Annotated in this window: 9 protein-coding genes; 6 read left to right on the forward strand and 3 right to left on the reverse strand. The window is 68.5% G+C overall.

The window, feature by feature from the left end:
- The first annotated feature begins 260 nt into the window (after positions 1–260).
- Positions 261–1,256 (forward strand): DUF4192 domain-containing protein, encoded by a 996-nt coding sequence (locus tag ACNJ7E_RS16365; protein ID WP_418340438.1) that lies wholly within the window; start codon positions 261–263, stop codon positions 1,254–1,256.
- Between the two features lie 143 nt (positions 1,257–1,399).
- On the opposite strand, the gene ACNJ7E_RS16370 is transcribed toward ACNJ7E_RS16365, so the two are convergent.
- The 3 genes from ACNJ7E_RS16370 to ACNJ7E_RS16380 form a co-directional block, all read right to left on the reverse strand.
- Positions 1,400–1,600 (reverse strand): hypothetical protein, encoded by a 201-nt coding sequence (locus ACNJ7E_RS16370; protein WP_418340439.1) that lies wholly within the window; start codon positions 1,598–1,600, stop codon positions 1,400–1,402.
- A gap of 52 nt (positions 1,601–1,652) precedes the next feature.
- The gene (locus ACNJ7E_RS16375; RefSeq protein ID WP_418340440.1) at positions 1,653–2,165 is read right to left on the reverse strand and encodes a hypothetical protein; all 513 of its coding nucleotides are present in this window, start codon (positions 2,163–2,165) and stop codon (positions 1,653–1,655) included.
- A gap of 190 nt (positions 2,166–2,355) precedes the next feature.
- A complete protein-coding gene (locus tag ACNJ7E_RS16380; RefSeq protein WP_418340441.1) occupies positions 2,356–2,841 on the reverse strand; it encodes a hypothetical protein in 486 nt (161 codons plus the stop codon).
- A 219-nt stretch (positions 2,842–3,060) separates the two neighbouring features.
- On the opposite strand from ACNJ7E_RS16380, the gene mobF reads away from it, so the two are divergent.
- The 5 genes from mobF (at position 3,061) to ACNJ7E_RS16405 (ending at position 20,564) form a co-directional block, all read left to right on the forward strand.
- Positions 3,061–8,721, forward strand: a complete 5,661-nt coding sequence (gene mobF, locus ACNJ7E_RS16385; protein ID WP_418340442.1) for a MobF family relaxase — start codon at positions 3,061–3,063, stop codon at positions 8,719–8,721.
- Positions 8,722–9,366: 645 nt separating this feature from the next.
- Entirely contained in the window at positions 9,367–16,833 is a 7,467-nt protein-coding gene (locus ACNJ7E_RS16390; protein WP_418340443.1) for a DEAD/DEAH box helicase family protein, read from the forward strand.
- Positions 16,796–17,383: a tyrosine-type recombinase/integrase gene (locus ACNJ7E_RS16395; RefSeq protein WP_418340444.1), complete on the forward strand. Its 588-nt coding sequence runs from the start codon at positions 16,796–16,798 to the stop codon at positions 17,381–17,383. The genes ACNJ7E_RS16390 and ACNJ7E_RS16395 overlap by 38 nt, the downstream gene beginning before the upstream one ends.
- On the forward strand, positions 17,380–19,986 hold the full coding sequence (locus ACNJ7E_RS16400; RefSeq protein WP_241962424.1) for a site-specific integrase: 2,607 nt from the start codon (positions 17,380–17,382) through the stop codon (positions 19,984–19,986). Before ACNJ7E_RS16395 ends, ACNJ7E_RS16400 begins: the two co-directional genes overlap by 4 nt.
- Positions 19,983–20,564, forward strand: a complete 582-nt coding sequence (locus ACNJ7E_RS16405) for a DUF6262 family protein (RefSeq protein WP_418340445.1) — start codon at positions 19,983–19,985, stop codon at positions 20,562–20,564. Before ACNJ7E_RS16400 ends, ACNJ7E_RS16405 begins: the two co-directional genes overlap by 4 nt.
- Positions 20,565–20,788: the final 224 nt, after the last annotated feature.

A 20,788-nucleotide genomic window follows, 5' to 3' on the forward strand; every position in this document is an offset into this window, starting at 1 on the left:
GAAGAACATCGTTCTTTTGACCTGCTGGCCTTCCGATTCTGATCGACGGCGGCCGGGGAACAACCCCTGGCGGCGCAAGCGCCGGCACAAGGCTCCGAGAACTTTCTCAACCCGCACTCGCTTCGCTCGCAGAGAAACTTCTCGGCCCAGGGGTTGCACCCCGTCCTGATACCGCCGATCCGAACCTCCCTTGCCAGCAGGGCAAAAAGAACGGGCAGGGACTTCGGTTCGGCCCACCTATCCCACGCAAGGAGCGTTTGATGATCCGCCTCTCCACCGCCACCGAAGTACTCGCCGCAATCCCCGCGATGCTTGGATTCGTACCTGTGCAGTCCATCGTGGCGATCCTGTTCGGCGAGTCCGAGTCCGAGTCCGACGGCACAACCGTGACTCGCGTCATCCTCGCCGCCCGATACGACGCCGACACGCACGTGTCGTCGATCGCGTACCAGCTGAGCGGCATCGCGGTCCGCGAGAACGCCACCGGCGCGATCCTGACCGCCGTCGTCGCCGGACCGGGCGCGTCCACCGCGCTCGACAACATGGCGATGGTCGCCGACGGACTCGAGGCCCACGGCGCACGGGTGGTGATGTCGCTGCACACCGCCGAGCTCACCGAAGGCGCCCAGTGGATCAACCTCGAGACCCTCGAACGCGGCGCGGTGACGGACCCGCGCACGTCCGCAGTGACCGCCCTGGCCGTCGCGGAGGGACGCAGCGTCGAAACCACCCGCGCCGCGCTCGCCGCCCGGTATGGAGTCGCGGCCGAGGCAGATCCCCGCGCTGCCGCCGAATCAGCGGCCGAACAGGGCGAGGACTTCCCCCGCACCACCATCACCGAACTGGCCGCCGTTGTGCAGGGCCGGGAGACCCCAAGCGCCGATCTCGCCGCTCGCGTCGGCTTGCTCGCCGCGATCAGCCCCGCACTGCGGGACGCGTTGCTCTCCCTCGCCCATTACGGTGCCGCTGACGCGCACGCGGCGATGCTGTTGGTCGCGAACCAGGTACGCGGCGTAGCCCGTATGCAGACCCTCACCATCACCGGGATGTTCGCGTACCTCGACGGTCGCGGTGCGGAGGCGGGCATCGCGTTCGACGCCGCGCGGGACACCGCTGAGACCGCGCCGGAGGCGAATGTCGGGCTGCTCGACATGCTCGAGATTGCGATTCAGGACGGCATCCGCCCGGACGCAATCGCCCGTCTCGTGACGATCGGTGTTGAGGTTGCGGAGAAGTTGGGCGTCGAGTTCGACTGACACACAGAACAAAGGGCGCACCCCCGAACGGCCTAGGTTCGGGGGTGCGCCCTCGGTGAGCGTAGAGGGTGTTCGGGCATCGAGCCCGAACACCCTCCGCGCATGCGAAGTGCGCAACACCGCCGTGTTGCGCGGGCTCCGGTCTAGATCAAGCCCCGCAACGAGTCCGGGTCCGGAAACGCAACATCCACGCCCGTCACGTCGGCACGCCTGAGCGGTCCGGCACGCTCGCCGTCAACGATCGCCTCGAGGTCGGTGTCCGACACCGCCCAGGTGTGCTTGGTGGCCTGATACAACGCGGACTCAACCGCCGAGCGTTGCACCGCTGTTCTGTCCTCGCCCATGCTCTCCCCTTCGTACCTAACGCTTCCCGGCATCGACCCGGTCAGGTGTCTGTCAGAACAAGGTCGGGACGTCGGTCCGCAACAAGGCCGACCGCACTTTCTCATCATCCCACCCGTCGCGGATCGCTTCCCTCAATGCCCGCGAGCGCGCCGCCCGCGCCGCACGATCGGGCCCGTACCAATGCCACGTCTGCCCGCGACCGCCACCGCGTCCCTTCGCGCCCATCCCGGCGAGATTCTGTGCTTGCGTTCCGAGCACAACGTGCGGACGACCTAACGCTTCCGACGTCGCCCGAACACAGATAGGGTTGTCACAGACTTCGTGCAACGCAACCTCGTCCGGTTCGAGGGGCCGGCCGAGTTCGATCGCCAACGCGTACCGGTGCGGTCGCACCACCCGTTGTCGACCATCACGCTTGATCCAAAAGCGGCCGTAGCCGTCATCGGAGATCGAGCCTCGCCAGAGAAAACAATCAGTCTGGCGCGGCCCACGCACAACGTAGCTGTCGAACCGCTTTCGTTCGGCGTCGTTGGGACCAGGCAGCGTCAACCGCTCCGATGCCATCGGTTCCCTTCCGAGCTGCGCGTGATGGTCAGGGCCTCACCCTCTGATGCGTACGTTTCGTTCATGGTCATCGCGGCCACCACCACAACAGACTCATGTCGTTCAGCCAGTAGAGCCACTGGTAGATGTCCGGATGGATGAAGTAGTTCCAGTCCATCACGCACCTCCTCCCGCAAGTTGCGGTGGATGGTCAGGACGCGATCTGCTCAGCAGCATCAGCTGTGCCGACAGGAGCTGGCGACGCCTTGGGTGTCGACGACGCATCGTTCTGAGCCGCAGCATTGGGTTCGGTGTCCGTCGTTGCGGCCGTCTCGGTCGGCGGCTGCGACTTGGTCTTCGGCTTCGCGAGGCGAATGAGTTCACGCACCTTCGCTTCGGTCAGGTCCGTCAGCTCCGCGATCGAGGTCGTGGACTCGCCGCGCTCTTTGAGATCGAGGAGTGCGGTGGCCTGACGGTGGAGTGCGGATTGCTTCTTCTCCTCCGCCTCCGCCCGGAGCTTGCGGATCTTCTCCTCGAGGTCCGAGTCCGCCTTGTCGAAGTCGGCGGACGCGGTGAAGTAGGAGACGAGATCGTCTTCATTCTTCTTCAATCGGGCCTGTTCGGCGGCGAGCCGCTCCGCGTTGGCCTTTCGGACACGCTCGCGCGCGCTGATTGTTGCTTTGTTGGAGGACGCCATGTTTGGGATCGTACCGGCGCCGGCCGACATTCTCGAGGTGCAACACCGCAAGGCCGCATGTCATTCAGCCCCAGACCGATGACCACCCCAGTCCGCGATCCCCCGGCTCCGACGCCGAAATCCAGGCTGACCACCCACTTCCCACATCCAGTCGCGAGTCAAGCCACACACCTCTTGCATTAAGGATAACGAAACGATAACGCAGGTTATGATCTTGATGTGACCGCGACCATGCACAAGCTCACGGCGGGAGACGGGTACACCTACCTGACTCGCCAGGTGGCGGCGCATGACGCGACCGAGCGCGGACGCGGAGCGCTCGCCGACTACTACTCCGCGAAGGGTGAATCCCCCGGCATCTGGATGGGATCCGGCCTGGCCGGTCTCCCGAAGGTCAGCACTCTCAACGCCGGAGAACGAGTCAGCGAGGCGCAGATGCTCGCCCTCTTCGGCGAGGGACGGCACCCGAACGCCACCGAGATCGAAGAGCGCCGCATCAAGGAATTGGTAGCGGACGGCGCAAGCATGGAAGCGGCCTCCCGGATCGCGCTCCGCGAAACCAAACTCGGAAATCCGTACCGGATCCACACCGGTGCCACCGAGTTCCGCCAAGCCGTTGCGGAAGCCTTTGTCGCCCAGAACCTTGCCTCCGGACGCAAGTGGAGCGCCGCGATCGACGACGATCAACGGGCCCGCATCCGCACCGATATCGCCCAGTCGATGTTCGCCAAGGAGTTCGGTCGCGCACCGCTGGACGAGCGTGAACTCAGCGGCTGGGTCGCGAAGAACTCACGTCAGAAGACGACCGCGGTCGCCGGATTCGACGTCACCTTCTCCCCGGTGAAGTCGGTCAGCACCCTGTGGGCGATATCGCCTCGGGAGATCTCCGAGATCATCGAGCAGTGCCACCACGACGCGTCGAACGACGCGATGGAGTGGTTCGAGAAGAACGCACTCTTCACCCGTCTCGGCACCGACGGGGTGCAGCAGGTCGAGGTCGAAGGCATGCTCGCTGCGGCGTTCACCCACCGCGACTCCCGCGCCGGAGAACCCGATCTGCACACCCACGTCGCGATCAGCAACAAGGTCAAGGTGGCCGGGCAGGACAAGTGGCTCGCCGTCGACGGGCGCCCCCTGCACAAGTCCATGGTCGCCATCTCCGAGACCTACAACACCCGCCTCGAGGGATACCTTCGAGAGCGGCTGGGAGTCGAGTTCGCCGACCGCGTCGGCACCGATCCGACGAAGCGACCGATCCGGGAAATCGTCGGGGTGGACACCCGACTGACCGAGCGCTGGTCATCCCGATCCGCGGCGATCTCCACTCGCCGAGGCGAACTCGCAGCGCAGTTCCAGCTCGATCACGGCCGCGAGCCCACCGCCGGCGAGATGCGCAAACTCGCGCAACGAGCCAACCTCGAGACCCGCGAAGCCAAGCACGAACCCCGCTCACTGGCCGAGCAGCGCGCCGCGTGGCGGCAGGAAGCAATCGAGGTTCTCGGCACCTCACACGACGTCTCCGTCATGGTGGCAGCCGCGACCATGCCGCGTCAGCGCACCGGCCAAGTGACCATCGACGATCAGTGGATCAGTGCCTGCGCCGACCGGGCACTCAAGGCGGTCAGTGCCTCTCGAGCGCGCTGGCAACCCTGGCACATACGCGCCGAAGCGGCCCGAATCGTCCGCGCGGAGAACGTCACCCGCGTTGACATGAACGAAGCAATCGACGCAATCACCAACGCCGCTCTGGACACGACCCGATCCGTCAGGCTCGGTCCTGACGAAGACCTCGGCGAGCCCGGCCCACTGCGCCGCAAGAACGGTGCCAGCGTCTACACCACCGAGGGATCCCAGCTCTACACCAGCGAGTCGATGCTCGCCGCAGAGCAACGACTGATCGACGCATCACAGCAGACCGGCGGACGCGCCGTCACCGACCTCACCGTCGATCTCGCCCTTCTCGAGCACGCGGCAAACAAGTTCGAACTCAAATCCTCGCAGGCGCAGATGGTCCGCGATCTGGCGACCTCCGGTCGCCGCGTGCACCTCGCGCTCGCCCCGGCGGGCACCGGCAAGACCACCGCGATGGCGGTGCTCCGCTCGGCCTGGGAAGCCGAGGGCGGCACCGTGCTCGGGCTCGCACCGACCGCCGCGGCCGCAGCCGCACTCGCCAAGGACCTCTCCGCCACCACCGACACCCTCAACAAACTCACCCACACCCTCGACGACCTCGACACCGCCTCCGGCGAGCCGGTGAAGGTGCCCGGCTGGTTCTCCTCGATCGACGACAAGAGCCTCGTGGTGATCGACGAAGCGGGCATGGCATCGACCGCCGACCTCGATCGCGTGGTGAAGTTCGTCCTCGACCGCGGGGGCAGCGTCCGCCTTGTCGGCGACGACCAGCAGCTTGCCTCCGTCTCGTCCGGCGGTGTCCTGCGGGACATCGACGCCACCGCAGGATCGGCCACTCTCACCGACGTCGTGCGGTTCAAGGACCCCGCCGAAGGCAACGCCTCCCTCGCGCTACGCGACGGGAACCCGGAAGCGATCGGCTTCTACATCGACCACGGCCGGATCCACGTCGGCGACGTCCTCTCGGCCGAAGACCAGGTCTACAGCGCATGGCAGAACGACCGAGACAACGGGCTCGACGCCGTCATGCTCGCACCAACCCGCGAGACGGCCCGAGGACTGAACGAACGCGCTCGCGCAGACCGCATCGCGTCCACCGGCAGCGAGTTCAACGGTCCGGAGACGGTTCTCGCCGACGGACTCGCGGCATCGGCCGGCGACATCATCACCACCCGGCGCAACGATCGCCGACTCATCATCGGGGCCACCGACTTCGTCCGCAACGGCGACCGCTGGACCGTCGACCTGGTGCACGAGAACGGGGCGCTCACCGTGCACCGGCAGTACGACGGCCGCAAGATCACGCTGCCCGCCAGCTACGTCACCGAGCACGTCCAACTCGGCTACGCCCGCACCATCCACGCGGCCCAGGGCTTGACCGCCGACACCTGCCACACGATCTTCACCGGCTCCGAGTCACGGCAACTTCTCTACGTCGCGCTCACCCGCGGCAAGCTCGGCAACCACGCGTATCTCGCGTCGACCCTCGACGGCGACGACCATTCGATGATCACCCCGGACGCGTTGGCACCGCCGACCGCGGTCGATCTGCTCACCCGCATCCTCGCCCGGGACGGCGCGCAGGAATCCGCCACCACCGCTGGCCGTCGCCTCGCCGACCCCGCCGAGCGGCTGGCGCTCGCCGCGCCCGCGTACGACGACGCGGTCGGCACGGCCGCCGAGAACGTGCTCGGCGCCGAGGCGATGGCCCGTATCGACGCCGGTGCCGAACAGCGTCATCCCGGGCTTACCGAGGCGGCCGCCTGGCCGGTGCTGCGCAAGCACCTGGCGACGATCGCGGTGTCCGGGGATGACGCGCTGGCCGCGCTGTCAGCGTCCGCGAAGTCACGGGAACTCGGTACCGCTGCCGACGTGGCCGCAGTCCTCGACTGGCGACTCGACCACAGCGGAAGCCACTCTCGCAGCAGTGGCCAGTTGCCGTGGCTGCCCAGCATCCCCACCGCGCTGGCCGACGACCCGACCTGGGGCAGCTACCTCACACGCCGATCCGAATTGATGCAGGAGCTGTCCGAGGACATCTCCGCGCGAGCCCGCAGTTGGGACAGCGACACCGCCCCGGTGTGGGCGCGGGCGCTGCTCGACGATGCCGATCTGATCGCCGATCTGGCGGTCTGGCGGGCGGCCCGCGGTATCGCCGACGTGGACCTGCGCCCGACCGGGCCGGAGCAGTACGCCATCGCGCACCGCGCCCACCAACGTCACCTCGACCGCCGGGTCGAGAAGGTCGTGGGATCACCGAACTCGGCGATGGCCACCTGGCGGCAGCTGATCCAGAAGGTCGAACCCCGCATCCTCGCCGACCCCTTCTGGCCGGTGCTCGCGCTCCGGTTGACCACCGCCCGCCGGGCCGGACTGGATGTGCCCACGCTCGTGCGGTCGGTGACTGCCGACAGTGCCTTGCCCGACGAGATGCCCGGGGCGGCACTGTGGTGGCGGCTGTCGCGGACCCTCTCCCCCGCCGCGCTGGCGACCGGAACGTCGGGTCGACACCTCACCCCGAGTTGGGCGCACGTCCTCGACGACGTGCTCGGTGACGACCTCGCCCGCCGCGTTCGGGACGACTCCGCCTGGCCTGCACTTGTATCCGCAATGGACGCCGCACCGCTCGACCGGACCCACCACGAGATCCTCACCTTCGCCCGCGACGCGGTCGCCGACGCAGCCGACACCGACGGCGACGATCACGATGCGCTGCGCCCGACCGAGCTGACCCGCGCCCTCGCCTGGCGCATCAGCGCCCTGACGCACCACGAACTTGCGCACACCGACATCCCGCTGACCGAGCACACCCCCGTCGACCCCGACGAGGAACTGGCCGCCGCGGCCCGAGCAGGCAAAAACGACCCCTACGCCGATGCCGAACAAGCCCCTCGCAGCACCGGGACGGACCTTCACCCGCCGCTGTCGGGCGCCGAAGCGACACCGACCCGCGAGCTTCCCCCGCTCCCGGAGCCGGACTACTACCCGCCGCTGTCCGACGCCGATGTGCCGCCGGACCCGGACCTCCCGCCGCCGCCGGACGAGTACGACTACGAGCCCGCACAGCTGCCTCTGGACGCCACGCACCCGGTGGCGGCCGCACCGCTGCCCGAGGACGGCTACCACGACCTCGACACCCACGATCAGCTGTCGTCATTGCACGCCGACCTGGCTGCGGCCCGCGCCGACCTGACCGCGCAGGAAGCGGCCGTGCGCGCGAACCGGGGCACCTACATGAACGCGGCGTGGCCGATGATCCGCGAGATGCGTGAGCGCGCCGACGCCCTGCGGCCGTTGTACTTCGCCGCCGAAGACGCACACGAAGTGTGGATGACCGCATCCCAGGAACTCGAAGACCTCGACCACCGGTGCGCCGAGATCACCCGCTCCGCTGGCCAGCTTCGGGACGCGGGCAACGAACTCGATGCCCTCTCCGCCGAGGCGGAACTGTCCCTGGTGGAGATCATGCGCGAGCACGCGCAAGCGGTGCAGGCGCGTTCTCGGGGCGAGTACGAAACCGCCCTGGAGCAGCTCGAGCAGGCCGCCGGCGGACCCACCGGCATCGTCACGTCCTCCGACGCCGAGATCGCCCGCTCCGTGGCCGCCGACCTCGACGAGCAGGCCCTGGCTGCCGCCCGGCGAAAGGTCACCGCACTCGGTGGAGCGCTGGTCCGCGTCGAGACCCACGCCGCACACCTGGCCGCCCACGACGCGGCCGCCGACACCGAACTGCCCGCGCCGCAACGCCCAGTCGACCGTGGAACCGCAGCGACCGCGACCCTTCCGCGACTGGACGTCGATCAGGCAGGCCCGCGCCGCGGCATCGAGCGTCCCACCGCCGTACACCAGCCGGTCGCGCCGTCGCAGGACCTGGAGACCGCACCTGAGCTCGACGAGGAGCAGGAGACCCGAGCCCAGGACGAGGCGCGGCCGCAACTCGACCGTGCCGCGGTCGAAGCGCGGGTCATACAGGGAAACAAGGCCGTTCAGATGCCCAGCGCGGAGCTCAAGTCGAAGCTCAAGCAGACCATGCTCACGCAGCGGATGAACCCGACCGACACCGGTCAGGCCACCGTCGACCGCTACCGCGGCGAGCTGACCCGCCGCGCCGAACTGCCCCGCGACGAGCGCACAGTCGAAGACGCTGTGCGCCAGCGCCTGAGCGAACAGAACCGACGCACCGACCGCGGACGCAGCACCCCGGACACCGGCCCACGCCGTGACCGTGATCGCGGACTCGACCGATGAGGGGGATGAAGACGGATATGACACGATGCCGAACAACTCACGCAGTCACGGTGACCGCGCCGATCGAGCGCGGTGGCGCACCAGGTGGAACGCGCGCACCAGCCACGAGCCAAGGGGAGGGACATGGCCTCGCGCCACGACGATCAGCCGTCACTGTTTTCGATGGGAGAGGAACCGCGTGATGACGCAGGAGAACGTGGATCTGGTGATTCGCGACGAGGTGCGCCGGATCTGGGGCGAGTGGGTGGGGATGGACCCGCAGCTGGATCAGACCGAACGGGACCAGCGGATCGAGCAGGAAGCGGCCCGTCTGACGCAGATGGTCGAGGAAGCGGTCGGGGACAGCGGACACGGATTCCTGCTCGATCGGTGGCGGGCCGAGAATCCGGGGGTGACACCGGATTACCAGACGGTGGCCTCCCTGATGGGCACCGCGTGGGTGTCGGCACGCTCGAAAGTACTGGCGGAGGAGCTGTATCCGCAGGTGACCGAGGAGGTGTACCAGCGCGTGACCGCAGCGGACGAGATGATCGAGCATCAACGCCAGGAGACGATCGACCAGCAGCGCACCTCCCGGAACCCGGATCGCTGGAAGGACCTGTCGGTCCAGGTCAGCCCGCTGGCCGAGACGATCGTCGACCGGGTGTGGATGGGGCAGACCGGCCGATTCACCCTGCTGGCGCAGGCATTGATCCAGCAGCGACTCGAGGACGATCAGCCGACACCGACGAACGCGATGGATCCGCTGGCGGACGAACTGGCAGCGCAGATCGCCGCCGTGATCGGCCCCAACCCGCCACAGACTCCGTTCTGACGCTGCGGGCGCAGTGGGCCACCGCCCGCACCGCCCGCACCGAAATCCTGCGCCGCGGCGCCCGGGTCCGGCAGCACCTCGACGCCGCGCACACCGCGCTCGACCGGGCCCGCCAGCAGAACAACCAGGCCGGCATCGACGCGCTGACCCAGCGGATAGCCGACCTGTCGGTCAAACGTCAACGCCTGCTCGGCGAGTTCGGTGAGGCCGACGTCACCGAGGGGCGCCTGCGTAACCAGCTGGTGGCGGCCGGCATCGACCCCGCCTCCATCGACCGCGACCTTGCACAGCGCGTCGACCGGGCGCAGCGGCGACCCTCCCCGACCTGGGTCGACGACCCGGCCACGGACAAGCAGATCGACACGCTGCGCCGGATGCTCGACACCCGGGGACTGGCCGCGGACCTTCTCGACGCCCGGATCACCAAGGGGCAGGCCGACACCGCCATCAAAGCCCTGCTCACCGGATCGACCCCCGACCTGAGTGCAGCGCCGCTCCGGGAACGTGAGGACACGGCACCGGAGCTGGCCGTCGTCGAGACCCTCACCGCCACCGAGTACGACACCGCCGTCCTCGACCGCGTCCGCGACGCACTCCTCGCCGACTCCGACCTGGTGGCGGCCGCATCGACCCCGTCCAACAGCTTCGCCCAGTTCAAGAGCTGGGCGGCCGACGAAGTCCGCGACCGCGCCACCCTCACCCTGGCCGACCTCGTCGACCCCGACACCGGCGATTCCTCCCCCGAGCTCGCCCGCGCCGCGCAGGACCTGCTCGCCGACCCGTCGCGCCTCGACACCCTCCGCCACGAATGGGTCGACCAGATCTGGCAGGACAACGCCGACTCCCGCGCCGAACTGGACGAGGAACCGCCGTCCGAGAAGATCGGCGACGCTGCCGAGACCACCGACCTGACGCCCGAGAGCGAGATCGCCCGCCAACAGCGCACCCAGCGGGAACTGGCCGACGACGACGCGGTCACCGTCACCAACTGGCACGAACGCGGCCGCGCCGCATTCGATCCCGCCGACCCCCTCGCGCCCGCCGACCCGGCGACAGACCCGGTCGCCGCCGAGGTCCTCGCCAGCGTCCGCGCACACAGCAAGACGGCCCGAGAACTACGCGAGCAGTTCACCGCCGGCTACGACACGGGGCGGCGCACCTTCACCGAACCCACCCGCACCGCGATCCTGACCCACGAGATCGGCACCGACCCGGACGTGATCGCGATAGTCCGCGGCCGCGGACCACGCCAACTCGCTCACGCCGACGACTTCGAAGACCTCGTCGCCCACAAGATCGCCGCACTCGACGACCAAGGGGACCTCACCCGCGCCGCCGCGCTCGCCCACATGCGCGACCACAACTACTTCACCGACCCCGAGATCGCCGCCCGCCCGGCGGTCGCCCGAGCTCTGGCCCAGGCAGGACCGCTGCCCTGGACCAACCCAAAGCACGAAAGCACCTGGCGGGCCTTCACACTCGATCACTTCCGCGCCGACCCGCTCGCGCGGGCAGCCCTGCGGTACCTGATCAACGGAGAGCGACTCCGAGTCCTCGACGAAATGGTCGAGGACGGGCTCTCCGCATTCGCACACACCCACCCCGACCTCGCGGCCGCGGTCACCACCGAGACCCGCCCCCGCGTCGAAGCAGCGATCCGGCAGGAAATCGCCGAAGCCTTCGCCGACGAGAACGAAGCCCGCGGCCACGGCGACAAGACCGGAGAGCCGTTGTACGACAACGACGGCTGGGCAGTGGCCGGTCGCCCCGACTACCGCGTCGCCTACCGGTACTCGCGCACCGACACGTTCTGGGAGGTCACCACCGACGGGTGGGGACAGACCCGGACCTGGGGCAAAGACCACCGCGTCGCAATGGCGGCGCTGTTCGACGCCGCCGGACGCGACAACCCGAACCCGGTCAGCGAACAGCTCTACCAGCAGGTCCGGGTCGCCCGCGACCAGCTCGCCGCCCGCGCCCGGGACCTGCTCACCGACGACGAACACGTGCAGATCGTCGCCGCCTCCGACGTCTTCCGCCACGACCCGTACGGGATCAGCAACGCCGTCCACTGCACACCCGTCCGGGATGCGATGGCCACGGCCATCGAACGGCTGCGACAGGAACATTCCGAGGACGTGGCCATCCTCGACTCGACCGGTCTCCCGCTCGAGCACGTGCTCCTCGAAGACTCCATTCAGCCCGCGCTGCGTCAGCTCTACGCCGAGGTCGAGGGTGACGGCGGGCTGTTCACCCGCGACTTCCCCACCGACGTGGTCTTCATCCGCCGGGCCGGGACCGCCATCGTCGGTGACCCGGAAGGCACCCACGTGACCCTGCAGGACCTGCACTCCACGCGCGGGTGGAGCCTGCGCGGCATCGATCACCCGGAAGGGTTGCCGTTTGGACAGGCACTCGCCCTGGCCCGGGAACATCTGCGTACTCACTCCGGCACACCACAGGTCGAGCCCACCCCGGCCGCCGAGGTGGCCGCCGACACCCGGGTCGCAGCCGACCCGGCGCCGGAACCCGCACCCGACCTGGCCGACGCCCACACCACCGAGCACTACCGGCAGATCCTCGAGGCCGCAGCAGCCGAGAGCTTCTCCACTGACGGCGACTATCTCACCGCCCTGACCGACACCACCTCCGATGCCTTCGGGCAGGCTCTCTCCCCCGCGGCCGCAGCGCAGCGCCGGATGACGAGCCGCACGATCAGCAGCGACGAGATCACCGACGCCCTGCGTGCCACGGTCGACCGGCTCACCGCCCTCGATGCCGCCGTCACCGAGATCCGCGACGGCGACCCCGACACCGACCAGCACCACCCGCTGCGCACCCTGCACGAGAAGATCACGCACGGGGTGCGGCGCTCCCGCCAGGCCCTCGACACCCGCCTGGCCGCCACCACCCCGGCCGCGCCGGAGTCCGGAAGCGTTAGGTCCGCCGGTTTTGACGTCGAACGTGACGACACCGCGGCCGCGGCGAGCATCGAAGAGCGGCAGGACGTTTCCACCCACGAGGAAGTGGCGACCGGCGACGAGATGGTGGAGGTCCCTCAGGACGAGCGCGGCGAGCCGCTGACCAGCCCGCACTGGCGTAACGGCACCCTGATCCCCGCCCGCCGGCCCGACGGATCCACCGTCTACCTCGCGCCCGCGGCCGCCGACCGGTACCGGGCCGCAGACGCCCCGCAGTCAGACCCCGACCCGGGCACCGACACCGCACTGGATCCGCAGGCACGGGACCAGTCGATGACCACCGGCACACCCGAACCCGGCGGTGACCCGATCACCCCGGTCGCCGGGCACACCGCCGAGGAAACGACCGAACCCGAGGCCCCGGACACCGACCCGACTGCCGCCGCAAACTTCGCCCTGGGTACCGAGGTGCTTGCGCCCTCCGCCGCCAAACAGCGGGCACGGGCGAACCTCGACGCCCTCGCGGTCGTGCAGACGCTCACCGACGAGAACCGGCCCGCCACACCAGACGAGCAACGCAGCCTCGCGCAATGGTCCGGGTGGGGCGGCGTCCCGCAGATCTTCGACACCGCGAAGTCGGAGTTCGATAACGAGCGGGACGAACTGCGGCTGCTGCTCTCCCCACAGGAATACGACGCGGCCCGACTGAGCACGGTCAACGCGCACTACACGGACCCTGCCCTGGTGGCCGCCATGTGGCGGGCGGTCGAACGCGCCGGCCTGCCCGACGGGGCCCGGGTCCTCGAACCCGGCTGCGGCAGCGGCCACTTCCTCGGGCTGGCCCCGGCCACTGCCCGGATGGTCGGCGTCGAACTCGACCCGATCACCGCCCGGATCGCGCACCAGCTCTATCCGAGCCAGCACGTGCGCAACCACGGCTTCGAGGCCCAGTTCGCCGAGAACGGCACGTTCACCGCCACCATCGGCAACGTCCCGTTCGGCAACTACCCGGTTTACGACGACGTCCACAACCCGAACAGCCGCACGATCCACAACCACTTCCTCATCAAGTCGCTGCACCTGACCGCCCCCGGCGGGTACGTCGCCGTCATCACCAGCGCCTTCACCTCCGACGCCGCACGAGCGGACGCGCGCAAGGAGATCGCCGAACTCGGCGACCTCGTCGGCGGCGTCCGACTGCCCTCGACCGCACACCGGCGGCAGGCCGCCACCGACGTGCTCACCGACATCCTGATCTTCCGCCGGCGCGAGGAAGACCGGCCGATGAGCGTCGATACCGAGCAGTGGATCGACACCGTGTCCGCCCCCATGCCCACCGGACACGGCGACGAACGGGTCGAGGTGCGGGTCAACCGCTACTTCCAGGCCCGCCCGCACCAGGTGCTCGGCCGGTACGAGGTCGGCCACGGCATGTACTCCTCGGCCACCCTCAAGGTCATCGCCCACGACACCGAGCCGCTGCCGTTGGCTGTTACCCGGGTCCTGGACCGGATCATCGACACCGCACTCGATTCGGGCCAACACGTGACCGCGAAGGCCCCCGACCGCACCCTGCCCCTCGTCCTCGACGAACCCGGCCTGCACACCCGCCTTGACGCCGAGTCCGCGGTGCCCGGCACCCTGCGGTTCGACGAACGCACGCAGCGGTGGGAGCAGTACCAGGTCGGCGCCGGTTGGGTGCTCACCCCGAGCAAGAGCCGCGCCGTCAACGACCAATGGCAGCGGTTGCTTGCCATGGGCGATTCCGTCCTCGCGATCGGTGACGCCGCCCGCGACCTGTCCTCGACCCCGGATGACCGGCAACGGCTGCGGGACCAGCTGGGCCGCCAATACGACGACTACGTCGGCAAATACGGTTATATCAACCGGTTCACCTGGACCAGCCACGCCACCGAGAACAGCCCGGAGAAGACGGCCGCGAACTTCACCAAACTCGAAGCGCAGTGGCGGATCCACGCCGCCCGCAACCTCGCCGTCGACAACGGTGCCGACCCCGGTGAGCTCGACGATCTCGACCTGGAGCCATACGACGGGACGATGCCCGACGAGGTGCGCCAGGACCTGCACGAGCAGGCCCGCACCCCGGCGCAGGGGCCGCGGAAGAACCGCTACCACCTGCAGGGCGCGATCAGCTTCGATCCCCGCATCGCGATGGTCCGCTCGCTGGAGTTGTTCAACGACGAGACCCAGGAGGCGTCGAAGACCTCGATCTTCACCGAGGACGCCACCCTGACCGCGCGGGTCGCCGAGTCCGCCGGCACCATCGACGAGGCGATCGCGATCAGCGTCGACGAACTCGGCCGCGTCGATCCCGACCGGATGGCGGTGCTGCTGGGCACCGATGCGACCGCCGTCCTCGAACAGGCCCGCGGCAAGATCTACCCGTCCCTGTCCGACCCGAACAGCTGCGTCCTCGCCGCGGAATTCCTCTCCGGTGACGTGCGCAGCAAGCTGGCCCGCGCCCGCATCGCCGAAGCCGAGAACCCCGATGTCTACCAGGGCATCGTCGACGCCCTCGAAGAAGTCGTGCCGCCCGAGCTCGACCCTGGACGCATCGGTGTGCGGCCCGGCGCCGAATGGGTCGGCACCGACCTCCACAAGCAGTTTCTCGCCGAGGAATTCGGCATCCCCGCCGACAAGATCCGCGTCTCCTACGCCCCGGTCAGCGCGAGCTGGAAGGTCGAGACCGACCTGCTGGCGAACTGGGAGAACGCCGAATCCGGATACAACGACACCTGGGGCATCCCGGGCCGCTACTCCGGCATCGATCTGTTCGAAACCATCGCCAACAACAAGCCGGTCGAGGTCAACAAGACCGATGACGAACTCGACGTTCAGCCCAAACCGCGGTTTCACCCCAAACACACCACCGACCTGCGCAACCGGGCGGTGCGGCTGGAAGAGAAGTTCGTGCAATGGCTGTGGTCGAACCCGCAGCGGTACGAGCACCTCAAGGCGGTCTACAACGAACGGTTCAACCGGTTTGTCACCCCGCACTACGACACCGCCCACAAGCAATATCCCGGCCTGAACACCGAGAAGTACTGGCCCTACGAGTATCAGCGGCGTGCGGTCGAGCGGCTGCTGCACGGGGAGACGATCCTGCTCGACCACTGCGTCGGCTCCGGCAAGACCCTCACCATGACGATCGCGAGCATGGAGATGCGCCGTCTCGGACAGGTCCGCCAACCGTGGGTCGTCGCCCCCAACCACCTCGTCGACCAGTGGGCCAGCGAGGTCCGCGACGCCTACCCGGCCGCGAAGATACTCGTCGGCGCCGACCTCGACGGCTTCCGGGACCGGCAACGGTTCATCGGGCAGACCGCGGTCACCGACTGGGATCTCGTCATCGTCCCCGAGTCGGTGTTCAAGCTGATCGGCGTCACGAAGGAAACCGAACTCGACTACATCGACACGAAGCTGATGGAGCTGCGGGAGGCGCTCGACTCCGCGAAGACCGCCGGAAATCCGCACACCGTCAAGGAAATCGAGAAGGCGATCCAACGGGAGAAAACCAAGCAGAACCGGCTCGTGCGGTCCAAGGCATCCGACGTCGGACTCACATTCGAGCAGTCCGGTTGTGACTTAATCTGGGTCGACATTACCGACCGCAGATATATCCGTACACGCCGTTCGTCCTGCGTGACTTCACCGACATCCCGTGGTTGTTTACCGACCACGGATCGGGATGTCCGTCATGTTCGGGTCGAGATTTGGAGGGCGTGTGGTGTTGCGAATGGTGGTCGGGGACCTCCGGGTTCAGCGGATCGACCGCGCCGGCGGGCGGCGATCGTGGACGATCGTCTGGCCGGACGGGCGCGAGCATCGGGAGGCGGACCGGTTCCTGCGCTGTTTCGACGGGTCGGGCACGCAGCGGACGTATGCCTACTTGTTGGTGGATCATCTGCGCTGGCTGGAACGCGAGTGCCTGACGTTGGACAAGGTGGTGCTGCGGGATCTGGAGCGGTACATGGGCATCGTCGGCGCCGAGGTGGCGATGCCGTTGGGCGAGCCGTGGCGGGTCGGCAAACGCCCGTACGGGCATGCCGCACTGACGACCGCGGCGGCGTGCGTGAAGGGGTTCTACCTGCATCAGGCCGCGCTGGGGATGAATCCGGAGTTGGGCGCGGGCCTGGACAAACGCCGACTGCCGACCCGGGCGGACCGGCGGCGCTCGTTTCTGGGGCATGTTGCGACATCGCTGCCGGCGAATCCGCTGGCGCCGACCGGGCCGCGGCGGCGACATCCGAAGATGCTGCCGGACGGGGCGCGGGACGCTCTTCTGCCGGTGATGAATTCGGCGCGGGACGCCATGGTGGTGACCTGGCTTGGAGATGCCGGCTTGCGGATCGGTGAGTTGTGCGGGCTGCATCTGGTCGACCTGCATCTGCGCGAGGATGCGGACTGCGGGCAGTGCCGGGCACCGCACCTGCACGTGTGTCACCGGCCGGACAATCCGAACCGGGCCGAGGCCAAGACGAAGCATCCGTGGCGCGTCGACGACGGCGTGATCACCGGCGGCCTGGTCAAGCGGGTCAGCCCGGCGATGATCCACACCTACTTCGACTACATCACCGGCGAATACCCTTGTGGTGGAACAGATCACGGAATGCTGCTGGTGCAATTGCACGGCGCCGCGGCGGGGCGGCCGTGGGCGCCGGTGGCCGCTCGCCGGATGCTGGCGCGGGCCGGAGACCGCGCGGGACTGGGAAAGGTGCGACCACACCAATTCCGGCACTCCTTCACCAGTGCCGTGCTCGACGCCTCGAAGGGCAACCTGTTGATCGCCCGCGACGCGGGCGGCTGGGCATCGGCGGCGATGGTCGGCGAGGTCTACGGGCATATCGACGTGCACGACCCGGCATTCGACGCAGCGCTGCGGCAGGTCTGGGGAGGGCAGCGGTGAACGCCCCGATCGGACTGTTGCCGGCCGCCCTCACACAGCCAGACGACCGGGAGGGCCGTGACCGACTGGAGATCCTGACCGCGCTGATCAACGGCCCGTCGTTCGACCCGATCTTCCGTCCCGACGTGATCGAGGTTCCGCCGGGTCATCCGGTTTATCGGTGGGAATGTCTTGTCGCCGACTGTGAGCGGCCCGCCAGCGCTGGCCTGGATCTGTGTGGTCAGCATCGTGAGCAGTGGGCGCGTGAGCGGGCACATGGTGTCGGGAAGGCCGCGTTCCTGAGCGCGGCGACGGGATTGGCACGTCACGTCCGGGTCGCCGACGCCGCGTGTCGGCTCTGTCCGGACCGCCCGGTCGCCCAGACCGATCAACAATTGTGCCGAGCGCACTCGATGCGCTGGCTCCGCGACCGCAAGGCGGAAGGCGCAGGCTGCGACTTCGAGACGTGGCTGACCGGGCAGCAGGCGCTGCCCGGATACGGGCCATGCCAGGTGGTGGTGTGTGGCAACCGGGCGGACTCACCGTTGGGACTGTGTTCTCGCCACGGCGCCCGCTACACCCGAGACGGCAAGCCCGGCGGCGCGGCACTGCCGCGCAGCTGGTGGCACCGCTACGAGAACAACGGCCGGCGGGTCCCGGTCGGCTACGACGACGAGCAGGAATTCCGACGGTGGTGCGCCGCCGCGGCAGCGCCGCCGTTCCGCGGGCAGATCAACCTGCTCGGGTTGCGGCCGTTGGTGCGCGCGGAGCTCAAGTGGGGCCTTTTCATCCACGCCCGGCGCGCCCGGCCCCAACGCTGGGATCTCGGATGGATCCGCTCGCTGGTAACCACCTGCCGCGCCCTGGAACTGGACACCCTGACCGACTTCGACCGCAGCGCGGGTGAGGCCCCGGTACCGGCCGCGGCGATCATCAAGGAAGTGCAACGCGAGCTGCGGCTGGTCTACTTCACCCCGGCCGACACCAAGGACGCCGGGTTCCTCGAAACCGATCACTTTGGGGTCCGGTTCCCGCATCGGGGCAGCCACTTCGATCTGACCGACATCGGCCAACGCTGGCTGCGCGACCTCACCTGGGACCACCTGGCCGGCCTGCTGGCCTCTGCGCGCTGCCCCCGCACCGGCGGCGTGTTCGACGCAACCCGCAGGGCAGCAGTGGAACTGGGAGCGTTTCTCGAGATCGACGCCCCGGACGGCGGCCACGACCCACGAGTGCTCGGCACCGAGCACATGCGCCGGTTCGTCGCCGACCAACGCCGCCGCGAACGCGACGGCCTGGCGTCGCTGGCAGTGAAACGCCCCGACGGGTCGGCCAGCACCGTGACCACCACGACACGGTCACTGGTGTTCAACGCCGTCCGCAAGATACTGCGGGAAGCCCTCGACGACGGCAGCGCCGACCGGATCGGGCTGCGCCGCGAATTCATCGTCGCCGTCCCCACCGCCGGAGCGACCACCGGGCGAACCCCACGCCGCCCGTTCCCCGACGAGGTCGCCCGGGCCCTGGCCGACCCCGACAACCTGCGTCGCCTCGCCGACATCCATGATCCGCTCGACCGCGGACTACGCGACATCTGGGAGACCACCGTCATCACCGGCCGCCGCATCGGCGAGGTGGTCGGCGTCCGATGGGACTGCCTGGGCCGCTACGGCGGACTGCCGATGTTCTGGCACGACCAGACCAAGGTCGGCAACTACGACGCCGCCATCCGCATCCCCCAACGACTCCACGACCTGCTCGCCGAGCGGAAACGCAAGACCATGGACCGGTTCATCGCCGAACACGGCCGCCGGCCCACCGACACCGAAAGCGCACGCATGGCATTGTTCCCGGCCACCCGCCTCAACCCCGACGGCAGCATGTCGATCAGCAGGCAATGGTTCCACCGCCGGTTCAAAGAATGGGTCGACTCCCTCGACATCGGCCCTGCCGTTCCCCACCAGGCGAGACACTCCCTGGCGACCAATCTGCTGCGCGCCGGCGCGTCCCTCACCCACATCCGCACCTACCTGGGTCAGGTCAGCGACCGAATGGCCGAACACTATGTGCACCTGTCGAATTCAGACCTCGAGGAGGTGCTGGCGCACGTCTGGGTCGCCGGTCCCGGCGCGGTCAGCCCCGGCGAATTCCTCGCCGGAGACGCTACACCCATGACCCGTGAGCAGGCGCAGGCGTTGGCGGTCGACCTGTCGCGGCGCAGCACCCCCGCCGAGGGCGGGTTCTGCACCTTCCAGCCCGTCGTCGACGGCGGCAGCTGCCCCTGGAACCTGGACTGCCACAACTGCGACAAGTTCGTCCTGTCCGGCGCGGACCTGCTGTATTGGCGGCGCAAACGCGAGCAATGGCGGCAACTCGCCGAGGGTGCACCCGACGACGCCACCGCCGACTACCTGCACCAACATTTCGAACCCACCGCCCGCGCCATCGACGGACTCGAGAAAGCCCTGGCAGGGCTCGGCCTCCTCGACCAGGCACTCGCGGTCGACCTGCGCAAACCCCAGGACTACTTCCACCGCGTCTGGACGGTCGCCTTCCGCGCCGCCGACCTCACCGATGCCGCGCACGCCGAGAACGACCACAGCGAAGGAGAAACCGACGCATGAGCACCCCGGCTCAGCCACGCACCGCCGCGGCGCTGGCCTCCCGCCGACGCGCCACCCAAGCCGCCGTGGACCGCGTCCACGACGCCATCGCCCGGCTCCGCCGCGAACGAACCCCCGTCAGCACGGCCGCCGTCGCCCGCCACGCACGAGTTTCTCGAACGTTTCTCTACACCAACGCCGAGGCCAGAACCGCGATCGACGCAGCGAAAGCCGCAGCAGGCGAACAACATCACCAACCTCGCGACGAACCCGACGATCGGCAGGAGGCGACCTGGCGCGAGCGGGCCCTCAACGCCGAGCACGGACTCAAGTCCGCCAACACCGAAATCCTGACTCAACGCACCCGCATCGGCGAACTCCTCGGCCGCATCCGTGACCTGGAAGCCGAATGGACCGAGGAATCCATCCAGCGCGTCACCACCGAGAACACCACGCTCAAACAACGCGTCCACCAACTCGCCGGCGACAACCGCGGCCTCGACGAGCGATTGACAGCCGCGCGTTCCAACCTGCGGTTCCAAGACAGGCGAATCGCCGACCTCGAAGCACAACTGGCCGATGCACGGACTCGCCCATGATCACCACTCCGGCACGCTCTGATCCGCCCACCTGCCAGACCGTCGAACTCCCCGCAATCCCGAACCATCTTCGCGGGACGAATTCGGGATTCGACCAACCCGGCCCCCTACGCGCAAAACTCGATCCGACACGCCGCGCCGCCAAACCCAAGCCATCATCGCGAACATGTAAACTACGCATACTCGCAGGTCAAAGGCGTATCCGGGCGTCCGCGGTCGGTAAA

Source organism: Rhodococcus mengyinensis (genome assembly GCF_048381435.1).
Classification (GTDB): domain Bacteria; phylum Actinomycetota; class Actinomycetes; order Mycobacteriales; family Mycobacteriaceae; genus Rhodococcus_F; species Rhodococcus_F opacus_D.